We start from the raw sequence: 16,151 nt of genomic DNA, 5'->3' as shown, positions 1-16,151 counted from the left end.
CCGGGGGTAGGGGCATCAGCCGGGCTTCGTCCGCCAGGTCGATGATCCCGCCGGGGGTAAGGGCATCAGCCCGGCTTCGTCCGCCAGGTCGATGATCCGGCCCCCGGTAGGTATGCCTTGCCGCGGCTCAGGAGAAGGTGCGGGCATCCCCGCCGGCGAGGTCGACGACCTCGGTCCGGTCAAGGCTGAAGTCTCTGGCATGCCCGAGGTAGATGCCTCGCCCCGCAGGTGACAGCAGGGCGTCGTGCACCGGGACGGCATACCTCGGTCCGATCCGCCGGACGAAGGCGATCGTCTCCTTGCTGGCGCACCACGGGGCGTTGAGCGGGAGTGCCAGCACGTCCACCTCTCCCGGCTCGGCGTCGTAGGCGTCCCCGGGGTGGAAGACCGTCGGCTCGCCGTCGACGCTCAGCACCACGCCGGTGTTGCCGATCCGCGGGACGTGCTCGTTGATCACCGCGTGCTGCTCGCCCACACCGCGGAGCGTGACGTCGCCCACGCTCACCTCGTCGCCCCCCACCAAGGCTACCGAGCCGGGCACCTCGACCAGCTCGCGGGCCTGGGCCTCGACGTACCACGCGGCGTCCGGGTTGCCCCGCACCAGCGCGGGCACCCGCTCGGGGTCCAGGTGGTCCGGATGCTGGTGGGTCACCACGATGGCGTCGAGGTCGCGCAGGTCCTCCCACCCTGCGGCGAGGGTGCCGGGGTCGATGAGGACGCGCTGGTCGGCGATCTCCACCAGCAGGCAGGCATGACCGAGATGTGTCAGACGCATGCCTCAACCCTAGGCGTCGGCCCTGTCCAGCACCACGGGGCGCGTCTGGGAGAACCGCACGGCGTCACGGCCCCCGGCCTTGGCGGCATACAGGGCCACGTCGGCGCGGGCCACCATCGCCGCGACGCTCTCGATGCCGTCCCACACGGCGACGCCGCCCGAGAAGGTCTGGCCGGTCCGCGCGGCGCCCCGCAGCCCCTCCAGCAGAAGCCGGACGTTGTCCGGGTGCCGCCCCTTGGCGAGCATCAGGAACTCCTCGCCGCCATGCCGGCTGAGGAAGACGTCCGGCGGGAGGCTCCGGCGCCAGGCCGACGCGGTCGTCTCGAGGAGCCGGTCGCCCGCCGGGTGGCCGTGCAGGTCGTTGTAGGCCTTGAAGTGGTCGAGGTCGAGCAGGGCCACCACCAGCGGGACGTCCTGCTCGATGGCCTCCGCCACCATCCGGTGCATCTCCGCCTCCCCCGTGCGCCGGTTGGGCAAGGAGGTCAGGTGATCGGTCCGGGCCAGCGACTGCAGCTGGTCGCGCTGCTGGTCCACCAGGCGCATCATCCGGCCCAGCCGAAGCATGACCAGGCCGAAGACGACAGCCGTCATGACCAGCAGGGGCCAGGCGCTCAGCCCCTGGGGCCGGTCGTGCTGGCGCAGGAGCATCAGCGGCGGCATCACTGCGGCGACGGCCAGGACGCTGAGATGGATCCGCTCGAGCCCGGCGGACGGCTTGTGCGACCGCACGGCGAACCGCGCCATGGACGGATGGAGGGCCCCCAGGCCGGAGACGAGCGCGCTGAGGACATACCAGAACATGGCGCTCGAGTAGCCACCCTGGACGCGGATGGGGTCGACCACCTGCAGGACGTCGCCGACCGTCTTGGCGCTCAGCCCGAGCACGAGCAGGACCGGGGAGGGCGCCCCGCCGGACGTCAGCACGATCCGGGACGCGGCGATGATCACGAGCAGGTCGAGCAACGGTGACGTGACGGTGCTGAAGGTGCTCGCCGAGGTGGCGACCTGCGTCTCGGCAGCGAAGGACCAGATGACGGCTGCGCACCCGAGACCGAAGATCGTGCCGTCCAGCGCCACGCTGCGCGCGGCCTCGCTGGTGACGCGACCGGACGCCGACACGACCCCCGCGATGACCACGACATAACCGACGATGGACAGCAGGTCGCTCACCAGCACCCCCGGGAGGACCTCCGCGCGCATCGCCGGCAGCGGGAGGGTGAGCAGGCCCCAGGCTCCCGTCCCGACCAGCAGGCACCACCAGATGGCACGGCCGGGCGGGCGATAGAGGAGGATGCCGGCGAGGAAGGTGAGGGGCACGACTGCGATCGCCACCCGGGCCAGGTCGAGTCGTTCCTCGACCGGCACCCACAGGTAGGTCACGAGGACGCCCGCGGCGATGGTCGCCGCCAGGCGAAAGACCAGCTGGCGCTCCTTCACCGCGACCTGCCACCCGACCCGTGCCGCGCGCCGCTCGCGCCACCTGCGGCGTCGACGGCACGATCGCGCGTCTCCCACAGATAGGTGCGCGCACGGCCATTGGCCTTAGCGGCGTAGAGCGCCTCGTCGGCGCGGGCCACCAGGTCTGCGGCGGAGTCGTCGCGCTGCCACTGGGCAACCCCGGCGGAGAAGGTTTGCTGCCGGGGGGTCGCTGCTCGGAGCCGGTCCAGCAGGTCCAGGACCGCCGAGGTGGGCAGCCCCACGGTCACGAGGACGAACTCCTCTCCTCCGTAGCGCGCCAGCACCTCGGCCGGGCCGAGCAGGTCGCTCCAGCGGTGGGCGCACCCGACGAGCAGCTCGTCGCCCGCGTGGTGCCCGAAGCTGTCGTTGAAGGCCTTGAACCGGTCCAGGTCGATGATGGTCACGCTGAGGGGCTCCCCCGTCTGCTCCACCCGCAGGAGCGCCCGGCCCAGCTCGGCGTCACCGGTGCGCCGGTTGGGCAGCCCGGTGAGGTGGTCGTTGCGGGCCAGCACCTCGAGGACCTCGGACTGCTGGTCGGAGGTGCGGAGCATGCCGGCGGCCCTGGCCACGACCAGCGCGAACATCAGCAGCATCGACACCGACAGCGCCGACCCGTCCGGCACGGAGCCGCCGCTCGGCGCGTGGACCAGCTGCCAGCCGTAGACGCCGACGGGCAGCATCCCCATGCCGAACAGCCAGGGGACGTGGTGGCGCGCGGTCAGCCGCGCATCCAGCTCCCGGCCGCCGGTCCCCAGGTTGGCGCCGGCGGGGGCGTTGACGGCGACGGCCACGGCCCCGTAGGCGAGCAGCCACGCGACGTGCGCGGCGTCCGGCGCCTGGCGGTCACGGATCAGGTTGGCGAAGTCGAGGCAGTCGCCCACCAGCAGCAGGGCCGGGCAGGCCAGCCCGATGATGGCGCCCCAGCTGACGGGGAGCCGTGACATCACGCGGATCGCCCCGACCGCCAGGAGCACGAGGTCCAGGACGGGGAAGAGCGCGCAGACGATGGCCGAGGACGGGTGCCCCTGGAACAGCGGGGACCGCAGCCCGGGAACCACGAGGGTGATCCACGCGAGCGTGCCGAGAGCCACGGTCAGGATCATCGTGTCCAGGGTGCGGGCGAGGCTGACCCGCTCGCGCGCCCTCGCCACCAGCCGCACATAGCCGGTGAGGGCGATGGTGTAGGCACCGAGCATGAGGGCGTCCCCGGGGTCGGCCAGCTGCCGGTCGTGGCCGTAGACGAGGTCGACCGTGAGGTCGCTGACGTAGTCCCCGACGGTGTACACACCAAAGGCCACGAGCAGGGCGTACGTGAACGCGTTGCGGCGCGACGGGTGCCGGCGCAGGGCCCAGGCGATGGAGCCCATCAGCACGAGGTAGGCCGCGGCATACGTCGCGAACCGCACCGTCCGAGCGGGGTCGAGGCCCCACCCGGTCCGCGAGGTGACCAGGTCCACGACGGCCAGCAGGAGATAGAAGCAGCCGAGGCCGAGGGAGGTCGACCAACGTCCCACCGATACCTCGCTTTCGGGGGGCGGCGGGGCGCCGCAGACCCTGGACTACGCAGTGTAGTGATCCGGTGACTCGCCCGTGGGCGGGATGAGTCGGTCTGTACGCCGGGTTCTGTCCACCCCGGTCTCCCGGGGATGGGCGATCATCCATCTAGGGTGGCCGTTGCCGACCACCTCGAGCGCTCCACCCGTGCGCTCGGGCGGGCAGCCCTCGGACGCGCACTGTCTGAGCTTGCTTCAGGTGGGGTTTACCTAGCCGCCGTGGTCACCCACGACGCTGGTGGTCTCTTGCACCACCGTTTCACCCTTACCACCACGGCCGGAGCCGGGTGGCGGTCTGTTCTCTGTGGCACTGTCCCGCGGGTCGCCCCGGGTGGCCGTTAGCCACCACCTTGCCCTTCGAAGCCCGGACGTTCCTCGGCACCATGACGGTGACGCGATCGCCCGACCGACTCATCCCGGGGCCAGTCTAGCGGCCGTATGCCGGGGAGCCCACCGCCTCGAAGGCCACCCGGCGGCGCTCGACCGAGGCCTCGACCAGTCTCACCTCGAGGGTGCTGCCCAGCTCGAGGTCATCGCCGGAGCAGGGGGCCAGGACGGGCACGTCGACGAGCTGGACGAGCGCGGGCCCCTTGTCCGACCGGTCGACGACGCTGGCGGCGAAGGTCTCTCCGACGCGGGGCGCCAGCACCGACGCCTCCACGGCGTCGGTGCAGGCGCGCTCGACGGCCTTGGCCCGCCGGTCTGAGGAGCGCATGAGCTCGGGCAGAGCCGGGAGAGCGGCCCGGGCCCAGCCCGGCACCTCGCGGCCCGCCGCAACAGCCTCGCAGACCACGAGGCCGAACCGGTCCACGAGCCGCCGCAGGGGCGCCGTGACGTGGGCATAGCTCGCGGCCAGGGCGGCGTGGCGGGTCTGCTCCGGCGCGGCGCCGTCGAACGGCGTGTAGGACGCGCCCCGGAACAGGCTCGTGGCGGCGTGGATCACCGCGAGGTGACGCGGGTCGGTGCGGTCCAGCGACTGCAGCATCTCGCCATACGGCTGGTCCGGGCCCCAGGCGACGCCGAGGGCGGCGCACTGGCGCCGCAGCCGGGCGACGTCGCGCTCGTCGGCCGGCGGCATGGTGCGCAGGATCCCGACGCCGGCGCCGAGCATCACCTCGGCCGCCGCCATGCCGGTCATGAGCGAGATCTGGGCGTTCCAGTCCTCGACGGGGGCGAGCGGCCGCAGCACGAGGCGGTAGCCGTGCTCGGCGTCACCCTCGACCTCCTGCTCGGGCATCGGCAGGCTCGCCCCTCCGCGGGCGCGCTCCTGGGCCTGCCGCGCCAGGCCGACCTGCCGGAGCAGCCCCAGCATCGGGTCGGCGGTGCCGGCGTCGAGGTCGCGCTGCACCTGCTCGTAGTCGAGCCTCGCGCTGGAGCGCACCATGGCGCGGTCGAGGGACTCCAGCCGCACGGCGCCGTCCGCGTCGACCCGCAGGTCCCACACGAACGCGGGACGCTCCACCCCGGGCAACAGGCTCGCGGCGTCCTCGCTGAGCCGCGTCGGGTGCAGCGGCGTGCGCCGGTCCGGGGCATAGATGGTCTGGCCGCGGCGGCGCGCCTCCGCGTCGATCGGGCCGTCCGGGCTCACGAACGCCGGCACGTCGGCGATGGCGTAGCGGACCCGCACGCCGCCGGCGCCGTCCGGCTCCAGGTGCATGGCCTGGTCGAGGTCCATGGCCCCCGCCGGGTCGATGGTGATGAACGGCAGGTCGGTCAGGTCGGCGCCGACCCGCACCGCGCGGCCAGCCGCCTGCTCCGCCTCGGCCAGCGCCTCGGCGGGGAACTCGCCTGGCACGTCGAGCTCGGCGCGGATCGCGTCGAACGCGCGATGAAGCTCGTCGCCCCCTGGGGCGGAGGTCAGGATCGTGCGGGTCGCAGCCATGGGCGTCACTCTAGGGGGCCCTAGGCTGTCCCGGTGCTGATCCTGCTGCCCCCGTCGGAGTCGAAGTCGTCCCGCCCCCGGGGCCGGGCCTGGCGCCCCGAGTCGTTGTCGTGGCCGGAGCTGACCCCCTCCCGGCTCGCGGTGGCGCGGGAGCTCGAGCGGGTGTCCGCCCGCGAGGACGCCCCCGCGACGCTCGGCGTGTCGAGGGGGCTCGCCGACGAGATCGCCCGGAACCTGCACCTGGACACCGCCCCCGCCGTGCCGGTGTCCGAGCTCTACGCCGGCGTGCTGTACGACGCGCTCGACCTCGCGTCCCTGGACGCCGCGGGGCTGCGCCGGGCCCGGAGGTTCGTCGTGGTCCAGTCCGCGCTGCACGGCGCGCTGCGCCTCTCCGACCGCGTGGCGCCGTACCGGCTGTCGATGGGCGTGCGGCTCGGCGCGCTGGGGCCGTTGGCGACGTGGTGGCGGCCGCGGGTCGAGCCGCTGCTCGCCGGTGCCGCCGGGAGCGGCCTGGTCGTGGACTGCCGGTCCAGCACGTATGCCGCAGCCTGGCCTCCCGCGGGGGAGCTCGCACGGCGCTGGGTGCAGGTGCGGGTGCCCGGCGCCACCCACATGGCCAAGCACACACGTGGGCTCGTCACGCGGGCGATCTGCGAGCTGGGCACGACGCCTCGCACCCCGCGGGCGCTGGCCGACGCGCTCTCGGCGACCTTCGACGTGACGCTGGAGCCGCCAGCCCGGGTCGGACGCCCCTTCGTCCTCGACACGTCCCCGCGCTAGGCAGACCGCCGGACCTCTGCCTCCGTTCCCCCGTCGAGTGGTCACCTCTGGCGGGGCCCCTCGCTCGTCGAGTGGTCACCTCTGGCGGGAGTGGATCGTTCATGGTCTCCCGCGAAGACGTCATTGGTGACGAATGGGCCCGGGTGGACGCCTGGCAGAGGGTCAGAGGTGGGAGGTCCGGTTGACGAACGACACGGAGGCGTTGCCGTCGGCCCACACCTCGACGCCGGTCAGCGAGCCGGGCGCGAGCGCCAGCCGCCAGAAGCGGTCGTGCGGGATCCCGAGCACCTCGGCCAGCACCACGAGGAAGGGTTTGCGGTGCCCGACCAGCACGGTGGCCCCTCCGGCGGCCACGACCTCCCGCCACCCGGCGAGGACGCGCTCGCGCAGCTCGTCATGGCTCTCTCCCCCGGGGCGTGCGTAGGCGGGGTCGGTCCGCAGGGCCGCCAGCTCGTCCGGCCACCGCGCGGCGACCTGGCCCATGGACTTCCCGTCCCAGTCCCCCAGGCCCTGCTCGTCGAACCGGTCGTCCTCGGTGGCCTCGACGTCGAGGGCCGCGGCGATCGCCGCACCCGTCTGGCGGGCGCGGTACAACCCGCTGGTGAGCACACGGGCATCCGGCCCGACGAGCCGCCGCACGGCGTCCGCGCAGGCCTGCGCCTGGGCTACGCCGTCCTGGTTGAGCCCTGGGTCCTCTCCCCCGCGCCCGTCGAGCCGCCCACGCACGGTGAAGTCGGTGAGGCCGTGGCGCACCAGCAGGACGCGGGTGGGCACCCCGAGGTCGGGGGCCGCGCCAGGCACCGGGTCGGTGACCTCACGGTCGGTCAGGGGCACCCCCTCGGCGCCGTCCTCACGGTCCGCCGCCTCCTCCTCGATGACGGGTGCCTGCCCGGGGGCGCGGTCGCTCACGGCGTCCGGCCGGGTCCCGTCGTTGGTCGACGCGCCGGGGCCCTCGGCATACGACCTGTCGATCGTGAGGCCGTCCATGCCGTCGTTGGACAGCTTGTCGGCCGCCGTGTTGTCGGCCCGCGGGATCCAGGTGAAGCGCACCGACCCGCCGGCAGCCGACCGCGCGCGGCACAGCTCGCGCGCCTCGAGGGCCAGTCGGCGCATGTCCTCGTGCTTGACCTTCCACCGGCCGGACATCTGCTCGACGACGAGCTTGGAGTCCATGCGGACCTCGACGTCGGCGGCCAGGTCGATGCGCGCCGCCGCCTCGAGTCCGGCGATGAGGCCGGAGTACTCCGCGACGTTGTTGCTCTGCTTGCCCAGCGGCGCCGCGCGCTCGGCGAGCACCCGGCCGGTGGCGCCGTCACGCACCAACGCGCCGTAGCCCGCGACCCCCGGGTTGCCCCGGGATCCCCCGTCGGCCTCGACGACGAGCCGCGTCACAGACCCGACTCGGCCGTGCGCACGAGGATCCGGCGGCACTCCTCGCAGCGGAGGACCTCGTCCTCGGCGGCAGCCCGGATGCGGCCGAGGTCGACGTTGTTGAGCTCCATGTGACAGCCCTCGCAGCGACGCTGGCGCAGCGCCGCCGCCCCGACGCCCCCGACCTGGTCCCGCACCTTGGTGTAGAGACCCAGCAGGTCATCCCCGACACCGGCCGCGACGCCCTCGCGACGGCCGGTCACCTGCTCCCGCTCGGCCTCGAGGGTGCGGACCAGCTCGTCGCGGGCAGCCGTCGCCTCGTCGAGCTCCTGCTGGAGCGTGGCCGCCCGGGCCTCGAGCCGGTCCAGCGTGGCCTGGTGCTCCTCGGCCCGCTCCATGACCTCGAGCTCGAGGTCCTCCAGGGTGCCCTGGCGGCGGCGCAGCGACTCGAGCTCGTGCTGGAGCGCCTGCAGGTCCTTGGCCGTGCCCTGCCCGGAGTCGAGACGGCCCTGGTTGCGGGTCATCCGGTCGCGGACCATCTGGACCTCGTCCTCCGCCCGCGTGATCTCGCGCTGGACGTCGCTCACCGCGGTGCGGGCGAGCACGAGCTCGGTGTCCAGGGCCTGCCGCCGCTGGGTGGCGGCGTCGACCGCTCGCTGCTCGTCGGAGGAACGGAGGCGGTGGGCGATCTGGTCCAGGCGGGTGTCGAGCTCGGCGAGGTCGAGCAGGCGCCACTGGCGTGCGGGTTCAGCCTTCACCGGCGTCCTCCTTGGGTCGGGCAGGGCCGGCGCCCTGGGTGCGGGTGTGATCGGCGCTGTCGCAGCCGCCGTCGGTGGGGACGAGGAAGGTCCACGGGTCGGTCGTGCGTGTCGACACCGTGGCCTCCACCGTAGCCCCGCGCGCCGACAGACCCTGGAGCAGCGCCTCTCGCGCCACGTCGAGCCACAGCCACTCCGTCGCGAAGTGGCCGGCGTCCACGAGGTATGGCGCACCGCCCCGGGCCTCCTCGCGCATCTCCAGGGCCGGGTGGTGCCTGAGGTCCGAGGTGACGTAGACGTCGGCCCCGCTCGCGCGGACCTCGTCGAACAGGCTGTCGCCGGCACCGCCAAGCACCGCCACGCGAGCCACCTGGGCGTCGGCCGGGCCCGAGACCCGGATGCCGACGGGGGTCGGCGGCAGCGCGTGCGCCAAGTGCTCGGTCAGCGACCTCAGCGTCGTCGGCCGGGCCAACCGTCCGACGCGTCCGAGCCGCTGGCCCTCCTCGACGGCCAGCGGCTCCACGTCGAGCAGGCCGAGCGCGTCGGCCAGGGCCGGCGAGACGCCGGCGTCGGCGACGTCCGCGCTGGTGTGGGCGCAGTAGAGCGCGACGTCCGCGACGACGAGCCGGGTGATCGCGGCGCCCTTGGCCGTCGTGGTGGCCACGCTGTGCACGCCCCGCAGCAGCAGGGGGTGGTGCGTGACCAGTAGGTCGGCACCCAGGTCGCGGGCCTCGTCGACGACGTCGAGCGTGGGATCCACGGCCAGGAGGACCGACCTGACGGGCTGGTCGGGGTCGCCGGTCACCAGCCCCACCTGGTCCCACGACTGGGCGGTGTCCTCTGGGTAGAGGCCACGCAGCACCTCGAGGACCTCGGCGAGCGAGGGGGTGCGGTGGCCGTCGGTCGCGGCGCTGTCCATGTGGGCCCGGCCGGGTTCGAACCGACGACGGCTGCGGTGTAAACGCAGTGCTCTACCAGCTGAGCTACAGGCCCCGTCGCGACGACCCGTCGGCCGTCGCGGTCGCCCATTGTGCCAGGGCCGAGGAGTGCGGACGCGCCACGGCTCGCGGCCTACCGGGGGCGGGATCATCGACCTGGGGGACGAAGCCCGGCTGATGCCCCTGCCCCCGGCGGGATCATCGACCTGGGGGACGAAGGCCGGTCGATGCCCCTACCCCCGGTAGGTCAGCGGGTGCGGAGGGCCTCCAGCGCCTCGTGGTAGCCGCTGAAGTCGCGCGCCTCGCCCGGCTCGTTGACCAGCGTCCAGGCGACCTTGCCGTCCTGGTCCACGAGGAAGGTGCCGCGCTTGGCCAGGCCACCGCCCTCGAGGAAGACGCCGTAGTCCTGGGCGACCTTGCCGTGCGGCCAGAAGTCGGACAGCAGCGGGAAGTCGTAGCCCTGGTCCTCGGCCCACGCCCGCAGCGTGAACATCGGGTCGCACGAGACGGCGAGGACCTGCACGTCCTCGCCCTGGAAGCCGGCGATGTTGTCGCGGATCTCGCAGAGCTCGCCGGTGCAGATCCCGGAGAAGGCGAAGGGGTAGAAGACGACCACGACGTTCTTGGAGCCGCGGAAGGAGGACAGGGTCACGTCCTCGCCGAACTGGTTCTTGAGGGTGAAGTCGGGGGCCTCGGAGCCCACCGACGGTGCGGTCTGGGAGTCGCTCATGGCCCCAGTCTGTCAACCCGCGCCCCGAGCGCAACTCAGCGACGGGACGGTGCCGTACGTCGACCGCCCCGGCGCGCGGCGGGGCTACTTCTTCTTGGCGCGCGGCGGGACCAGGCGGGTGCCGGTCCAGTCCGCCGAGCCGGTGAGCGCGCCGGAGACGTGCAGGCCGGCGGTGGTCGCAGCCTCGGCGATCTCGGCCGGGTCGACGTGCCCGCCCCGGCCGGCCCGCGGGGTCATCAGCACGATGAAGCCCTGGTCGTCGAGGTCGGTCAGGCCGTCCACGATCGCGTCGACGAGGTCCCCGTCGCCGTCGCGGTGCCAGAAGAGCACCGCGTCGACCACGTCGCCGTGATCCTCGTCGGCGAGGTCAGCACCGATGTGGTCCATGATGCGGTCGCGCAGGTCGAGGTCGACGTCGTCATCGAAGCCGAGCTCCTGCACCACCGCGCCCTCGACGAGCCCCAGCTTGGTCAGATGGGCTGCCGCAGCGGCCGCTTCCGCGGTCGTCGTCACTGTCGTCCTGGTCCTTCCGTCCGGATCCGGCGCGTCCGGGGGGACGCTCCGATCACGGCCCCACGATGAGGTCGTGAGGCCTAGTCCACCCAATCGCAGGCCGCATGGCAAGGACGCTCGCCCAGGCGGGGGCGGCTGCGGCGTACGCTGGCAGGCATGGGACGCGTGACGACGAGGGTGCCGGCGACCCGCTTCGTGGTGGACGAGGGCGGGCAGGACGGCCAGGCCGGGACGGACGGCCCGGGCGTGTCGGTGCGACCGCGCCCCGACACGCTCGCCGTCGAGGAGCCGCTCGAGATCCGGGTCCACGGCGAGGTCGTCGCGGTCACGATGCGTACGCCCGGGGACGACTTCGACCTGACGATCGGCTTCCTGGTCACCGAGGGGGTCATCGCGGCGGCCGACGACGTCCTGGGGCTCATGCACTGCCTGGACGAGGGCGAGGACGGCTCCCCGACCTACAACGTCGTCGACGTGACGCTGCGCGACGGGGCCGGGTCCGCCGAGGCGCTGACCAGCGCGACGCGGAGCACCTACACCACCAGCTCCTGCGGGGTCTGCGGCAAGGCCGGGATCGACGCCATCCGCACCCGCCTCCCCCACGACGTGGCCGCGGACCCGGTCCGCGTCCGGGCGACGGACCTGGTCCGTATGCCGGACAGGCTGCGCGAGCACCAGGGGGCCTTCGACAGGACGGGCGGCGTCCACGCCGCGGGCCTGTTCACCCCCGGGGGCGAGGCGCTGCTCGTCCGCGAGGACGTAGGGCGGCACAACGCGGTCGACAAGGTCCTGGGGGCCGCGGCGCGCGAGGGTCTGCTCCCCCTGACCGGTCACGTGCTGCAGGTCAGCGGGCGGGCGAGCTTCGAGCTGACGCAGAAGGCCGCCATGGCGGGGGTCCCCGTGCTCTCGGCCGTGTCGGCGCCCTCGTCCCTGGCGGTCGACCTCGCCAGGGACGTGGGGGTCACCCTCGCGGCCTTCGTCCGGCCGCCCCGGTTCACGGCATACAGCCGTCCCGACCGGATCGACGAGACGACGGCGGCCTGATTTTGCACGGCCCGATCCCCGCCAAATGGGCTCGCCCTTCCGGCAAACGGCCCACGGTGTGACCTGCACCCCATCTTGGGTGGAGGATGGGGGCGATCGTCCCGCCCGGCGCCCAGATCCGAGGTGCGCCGGGAGGTTCCTCTAGGAAAGGACACAGGCGTGGTGGCACGCGATGGTGTCGGTCCGATCATCAACGGACTGCCGAACCAGCTCCCCGACATCGACGCGGAGGAGACGCAGGAGTGGATCGAGTCGCTCGACGGGATCATCGACGAGGGCGGTCGGCAGCGTGCCCGCTACGTCATGCTCAAGCTCCTGGAGCGGGCCCGCCAGCGCCAGGTCGGCGTCCCCTCGCTGACGTCCACGGACTACGTCAACACCATCCCGCCCGAGCGTGAGCCCTGGTACCCGGGCGACGAGACCACGGAGCGCGGCTACCGCCGCCTGCTGCGGTGGAATGCCGCGATGATGGTGCACCGTGCCCAGCGCCCCGGCATCGGCGTGGGCGGCCACATCTCGACCTACGCATCCGCCGCGACGCTCTACGAGGTCGGGATGAACCACTTCTGGCGCGGCAAGGACCACCCCGGCGGCGGCGACCAGATCTTCTTCCAGGGCCACGCCTCCCCCGGCATGTACGCCCGCGCCTATCTCGAGGGGCGCCTCGACGAGGCCCAGCTCGACGGCTTCCGCCAGGAGCACTCGCACGTCGTGGACGGCACGGTCCGGGGGATCCCGTCCTACCCGCACCCCCGCCAGATGCCCGACTTCTGGGAGTTCCCGACGGTGTCCATGGGCATCGGTCCGATGAACGCGATCTACCAGGCGCAGTTCAACCGCTACCTGCACAACCGCGGCATCAAGGACACCTCGCAGCAGCACGTGTGGGCCTTCCTCGGCGACGGCGAGATGGACGAGGTGGAGTCCCGCGGTGCGCTGCAGTGGGCGGCCAACGAGGAGCTCGACAACCTCACCTTCGTCGTCAACTGCAACCTGCAGCGCCTCGACGGCCCCGTCCGCGGCAACGGCAAGATCATGCAGGAGCTCGAGAGCTTCTTCCGCGGGGCCGGGTGGAATGTCATCAAGGTGGTCTGGGGCCGCGGCTGGGACCCGCTGCTCGCGGCCGACCGCGACGGCGCCCTGGTCAACCTCATGAACACCACCTCGGACGGCGACTTCCAGACCTTCAAGGCCAACGACGGCGCCTACGTCCGGGAGCACTTCTTCGGTCGCGACCCGCGCACGGCCAAGATGGTCGAGGGCTGGTCGGACGACGAGGTATGGCGTCTCACCCGTGGCGGCCACGACTACACGAAGGTCTACGCCGCCTACAAGGCCGCGACCGAGACCACCGGCGTGCCGACCGTCATCCTCGCCCACACGATCAAGGGCTACTTCCTCGGGCAGCACTTCGCAGGCCGCAACGCGACGCACCAGATGAAGAAGTTCGCTCTCGACGACCTCAAGGACCTGCGCGACCGGCTCGAGATCCCCGTCGCCGACAAGGTGCTCGAGGACGACCCCTACCAGCCGCCGTACTACCACCCCGGCATGGACGACGACCGCATCGCCTACATGAGGACGCGGCGCAAGGAGCTGGGTGGCGGTCTGCCGTCGCGACGCGACCCCGGCAAGGCCCTCAAGCTGCCGGAGGACAAGGCCTACGCGACGGTCAAGAAGGGCTCGGGCAAGCAGACCATCGCCACGACCATGGCGTGGGTCCGGCTGCTCAAGGACCTCATGCGCGACAAGGAGTTCGGCCAACGCGTCGTGCCGATCATCCCCGACGAGGCCCGCACCTTCGGCATGGACTCGTTCTTCCCGACGATCAAGATCTACAACCCGCACGGGCAGAACTACACCCCCGTCGACCACGAGCTGATGCTGGCCTACCGCGAGGCCAAGAACGGTCAGATCCTGCACCTCGGCATCAACGAGGCCGGGTCGCTGGCGGCGTTCACGGCGGCGGGCACGTCATACGCGACGCACGGCGAGCCGATGGTGCCGATGTACGTCTTCTACTCGATGTTCGGCTTCCAGCGCACCGGTGACTCCATCTGGGCCGCCGCGGACCAGCTCACCCGCGGCTTCCTGATCGGCGCCACGGCCGGCAAGACGACGCTCACCGGCGAGGGCACGCAGCACATGGACGGGCACTCCCCGCTGCTGGCCTCGACCAACGAGGCGGTCGTGCACTACGACCCGGCCTACTCCTACGAGATCGCGCACATCATGCAGGACGGTCTGCGCCGGATGTACGGCGAGAACGCCGAGGACGTCATCTACTACCTGACGGTCTACAACGAGCCGATCGTCATGCCGGCCGAGCCCGAGGGTCTGGACGTCGAGGGCCTGCTCAAGGGCATGTACCTCCTGAAGGAGGCCGAGGACGCCGGTGACGCGGGCGACAAGCGGGCCCAGCTGCTCGCGTCGGGCGTCGGGGTCCCGTGGGCCCTCGAGGCGCAGGAGCTGCTCGCCAAGGACTGGGGCGTGGCCGCCGACGTGTGGTCGGTGACCTCGTGGAACGAGCTGCGCCGGGACGGCTTGGCGGTCGACAAGCAGGCCTTCCTCAACCCCTCGCAGGACGCTCCCGAGGCCTATGTCACGACGGCGCTCAAGGGTCGTCCGGGCCCGGTCGTGGCGGTGTCCGACTACATGCGCGCGGTGCAGGATCAGATCCGCGCGTGGGTGCCGGGCGACTACTTCACGCTGGGTGCCGACGGCTTCGGCTTCTCCGACACGCGGGCCGCGGCTCGTCGCCACCTGCACATCGACGGCCCGTCCATCGTCGTGCAGACCCTCGCGGCGCTCGCGAAGCAGGGTGTGGTGGAGCGCTCGGTCGCCCAGGAGGCGATGGACAAGTACCGCCTGACGGACGTCACGGCGGGCACCAGCGGCAACGCGGGCGGCGACGCCTGACGGGCGCCCCCCGCCCCCTCCCCGCCCCGAGATCGTGAGGGCCTGGTCCACGTGGACCAGGCCCTCACGTCTGCTGCGGTGTCCCGCCGAGGGGGCGCAGATCCGCGTCTCACGGCGTGTCGCGTGACTTCGCGACCCCTCGGCGCGGCCGGCCACTCGGCGCCGGCCGCGGGCTGTCGGAGGTGGCGGCTAGAGACGACCCCAGAGGACGTCGCGCGCGACGACGCCGGTGTCGGGGTTGTCCGTGAACAGCCCGTCGAGCCCGGTGCGCAGATAGGTCACCTGCTCCTGGACCGCCTTGCCGTAGTCGGCCGGGTTGGTGCCGTTCTGGAAGTCCTTGGCCATGAACTGGTTCTCGTTGCGGAAGGTCCAGGGGATGACCTTAAGCCCGAGCCGGTGGGCGTCGCCGACCAAGGACGTGGGCTGGCCGAGGGTGCCGTCGGCCTTCTTGGGGATGACGAAGAACTTCTCCGGCCCGATGCCGTTGGCGAAGCGGGAGATCTCCTTGAGGCCCTTCGGCGTCATCCAGTCCTGGTAGAGCCGCTTGTCGCCGCGCGACACCAGGTCGTAGGGGCCGTCCAGCGGGCCGGTCCCGGTCCATGCGAGAAAGGTCGAATTCGCCTTGTAGCCGTGGCGGAAGCGCAGGTCCTTGAGGTTGGTGATCTCGAAGGACTGGATCCACATGGGCGCGTTGCGCTTGTTGAGGCCGTACCTCTCGGTGAGCTGCACGACCACCGGCTCGGGGTTGAGGCCCTTGGCGTGGAAGTACGTGGAGTGCTTGATCTCGGGGATGATGCCGATGGTGCGGTTGTACTGGCGCGACAGGCGCTCGCGCAGCTGGAGCACCTCCTCGTAGGTCGGGACCTGGTACATCCCGTCGTAGATCGTGTTGCGCTGACGCACGGTGGCCAGACGCTCCTTGGCGCGCAGGGTGCGCAGCTCGGCCAGCGTGAAGTCCTCGGTGAACCAACCGGTGACGTCGACGCCGTCGAGCTTCTTGGTGGTCTTGCGGGACGCGAACTCGGGGTGCGCGGCGACGTCGGTGGTGCCGGAGATCTCGGGCTCGTGCCGGTCGACCAGCTGACCGTCCTTGGTCATCACCAGGTCGGGCTCGATGTAGTCGGCGCCCATCGCGACCGCCAGCTCATAGGCGGCGATCGTGTGCTCGGGCCGGTAGCCGGACGCGCCGCGGTGCGCGACCACGAGCGGCGACGGCATGCCCTTGGCGTCGGTGTAGCGGCGGTCCTTGCCGCCGTGGTCCTTGCCGCGATGGTCCGCCGAGCGCGAGTCGTCATCGGCCGACGGGCGCGCGGCACCGGACCCGGCCGGGCTGGCGGAGGACATCGAGGCGCTGACGGGCAGCAGGGCCGCCGCGAGGACGACGGCCGCGAGGGTGGTGGTTCGCTTCATGGGCGTGCACGCTAGCCCTG

13 protein-coding genes, 1 tRNA gene and 1 other RNA gene are annotated in these 16,151 nt (G+C 72.3%); 3 read left to right on the top strand and 12 right to left on the bottom strand.

Features of this window, described 5'->3' with window-relative positions; translation table 11 throughout:
• Positions 1-127: 127 nt before the first annotated feature.
• The 5 genes from ACF3NS_RS10645 to ACF3NS_RS10625 form a co-directional block, all read right to left on the bottom strand.
• Complete coding sequence (locus ACF3NS_RS10645) at positions 128-775, bottom strand: MBL fold metallo-hydrolase (RefSeq protein WP_392465981.1); 648 nt, start codon at positions 773-775, stop codon at positions 128-130.
• Between the two features lie 9 nt (positions 776-784).
• Entirely contained in the window at positions 785-2,212 is a 1,428-nt protein-coding gene (locus ACF3NS_RS10640; protein ID WP_154594047.1) for a diguanylate cyclase, read from the bottom strand.
• The gene (locus ACF3NS_RS10635; RefSeq protein WP_392465979.1) at positions 2,209-3,747 is read right to left on the bottom strand and encodes a diguanylate cyclase domain-containing protein; all 1,539 of its coding nucleotides are present in this window, start codon (positions 3,745-3,747) and stop codon (positions 2,209-2,211) included. The genes ACF3NS_RS10640 and ACF3NS_RS10635 overlap by 4 nt, the downstream gene beginning before the upstream one ends.
• Positions 3,748-3,829: 82 nt before the next feature.
• An RNA gene (gene rnpB, locus ACF3NS_RS10630) (RNase P RNA component class A) lies at positions 3,830-4,200 on the bottom strand.
• Positions 4,201-4,213: 13 nt separating this feature from the next.
• Complete coding sequence (locus ACF3NS_RS10625; protein WP_392465977.1) at positions 4,214-5,668, bottom strand: RNB domain-containing ribonuclease; 1,455 nt, start codon at positions 5,666-5,668, stop codon at positions 4,214-4,216.
• A 33-nt stretch (positions 5,669-5,701) separates the two neighbouring features.
• Between ACF3NS_RS10625 and ACF3NS_RS10620 the strand changes: the two genes are divergently transcribed.
• Positions 5,702-6,448 (top strand): YaaA family protein, encoded by a 747-nt coding sequence (locus ACF3NS_RS10620; RefSeq protein WP_288798181.1) that lies wholly within the window; start codon positions 5,702-5,704, stop codon positions 6,446-6,448.
• 162 nt (positions 6,449-6,610) lie between these two features.
• Here the strand turns inward: ACF3NS_RS10620 and ACF3NS_RS10615 are convergent, their stop codons facing one another.
• From ACF3NS_RS10615 to ACF3NS_RS10590, 6 genes are all read right to left on the bottom strand, one after another.
• Entirely contained in the window at positions 6,611-7,840 is a 1,230-nt protein-coding gene (locus ACF3NS_RS10615; RefSeq protein WP_392465975.1) for a bifunctional RNase H/acid phosphatase, read from the bottom strand.
• Positions 7,837-8,577 (bottom strand): C4-type zinc ribbon domain-containing protein, encoded by a 741-nt coding sequence (locus tag ACF3NS_RS10610; protein WP_311966659.1) that lies wholly within the window; start codon positions 8,575-8,577, stop codon positions 7,837-7,839. Before ACF3NS_RS10610 ends, ACF3NS_RS10615 begins: the two co-directional genes overlap by 4 nt.
• Positions 8,567-9,496 (bottom strand): Nif3-like dinuclear metal center hexameric protein, encoded by a 930-nt coding sequence (locus tag ACF3NS_RS10605; RefSeq protein ID WP_154594043.1) that lies wholly within the window; start codon positions 9,494-9,496, stop codon positions 8,567-8,569. The genes ACF3NS_RS10610 and ACF3NS_RS10605 overlap by 11 nt, the downstream gene beginning before the upstream one ends.
• A gap of 1 nt (position 9,497) precedes the next feature.
• A tRNA-Val gene (locus tag ACF3NS_RS10600) sits at positions 9,498-9,570 on the bottom strand.
• Between the two features lie 192 nt (positions 9,571-9,762).
• Positions 9,763-10,245 (bottom strand): peroxiredoxin, encoded by a 483-nt coding sequence (locus ACF3NS_RS10595; protein WP_154594042.1) that lies wholly within the window; start codon positions 10,243-10,245, stop codon positions 9,763-9,765.
• 84 nt (positions 10,246-10,329) lie between these two features.
• Positions 10,330-10,758, bottom strand: coding sequence for a DUF3052 family protein (locus ACF3NS_RS10590; protein WP_311966658.1), 429 nt, complete (start codon positions 10,756-10,758; stop codon positions 10,330-10,332).
• A 156-nt stretch (positions 10,759-10,914) separates the two neighbouring features.
• Here ACF3NS_RS10590 and fdhD point away from each other — a divergent pair, with 156 nt between their 5' ends.
• Both fdhD and aceE read left to right on the top strand, forming a co-directional pair.
• Positions 10,915-11,802, top strand: a complete 888-nt coding sequence (gene fdhD, locus ACF3NS_RS10585; RefSeq protein WP_154594041.1) for a formate dehydrogenase accessory sulfurtransferase FdhD — start codon at positions 10,915-10,917, stop codon at positions 11,800-11,802.
• Between the two features lie 162 nt (positions 11,803-11,964).
• Entirely contained in the window at positions 11,965-14,721 is a 2,757-nt protein-coding gene (gene aceE / locus ACF3NS_RS10580) for a pyruvate dehydrogenase (acetyl-transferring), homodimeric type (RefSeq protein ID WP_288798196.1), read from the top strand.
• 189 nt (positions 14,722-14,910) lie between these two features.
• Here the strand turns inward: aceE and ACF3NS_RS10575 are convergent, their stop codons facing one another.
• Positions 14,911-16,131 carry a glycerophosphodiester phosphodiesterase gene (locus ACF3NS_RS10575; RefSeq protein ID WP_392465970.1) on the bottom strand — a complete coding sequence of 407 codons (1,221 nt, stop codon included), beginning with the start codon at positions 16,129-16,131 and terminating at the stop codon, positions 14,911-14,913.
• Positions 16,132-16,151 lie beyond the last annotated feature (20 nt).

The organism is Arsenicicoccus cauae (assembly GCF_043162025.1).
Taxonomy (GTDB): Bacteria; Actinomycetota; Actinomycetes; order Actinomycetales; family Dermatophilaceae; genus Arsenicicoccus; species Arsenicicoccus cauae.
The sequence above is the reverse complement of the archived record's forward strand: the minus strand, read 5'-3'. Positions and strand labels throughout refer to the sequence as shown.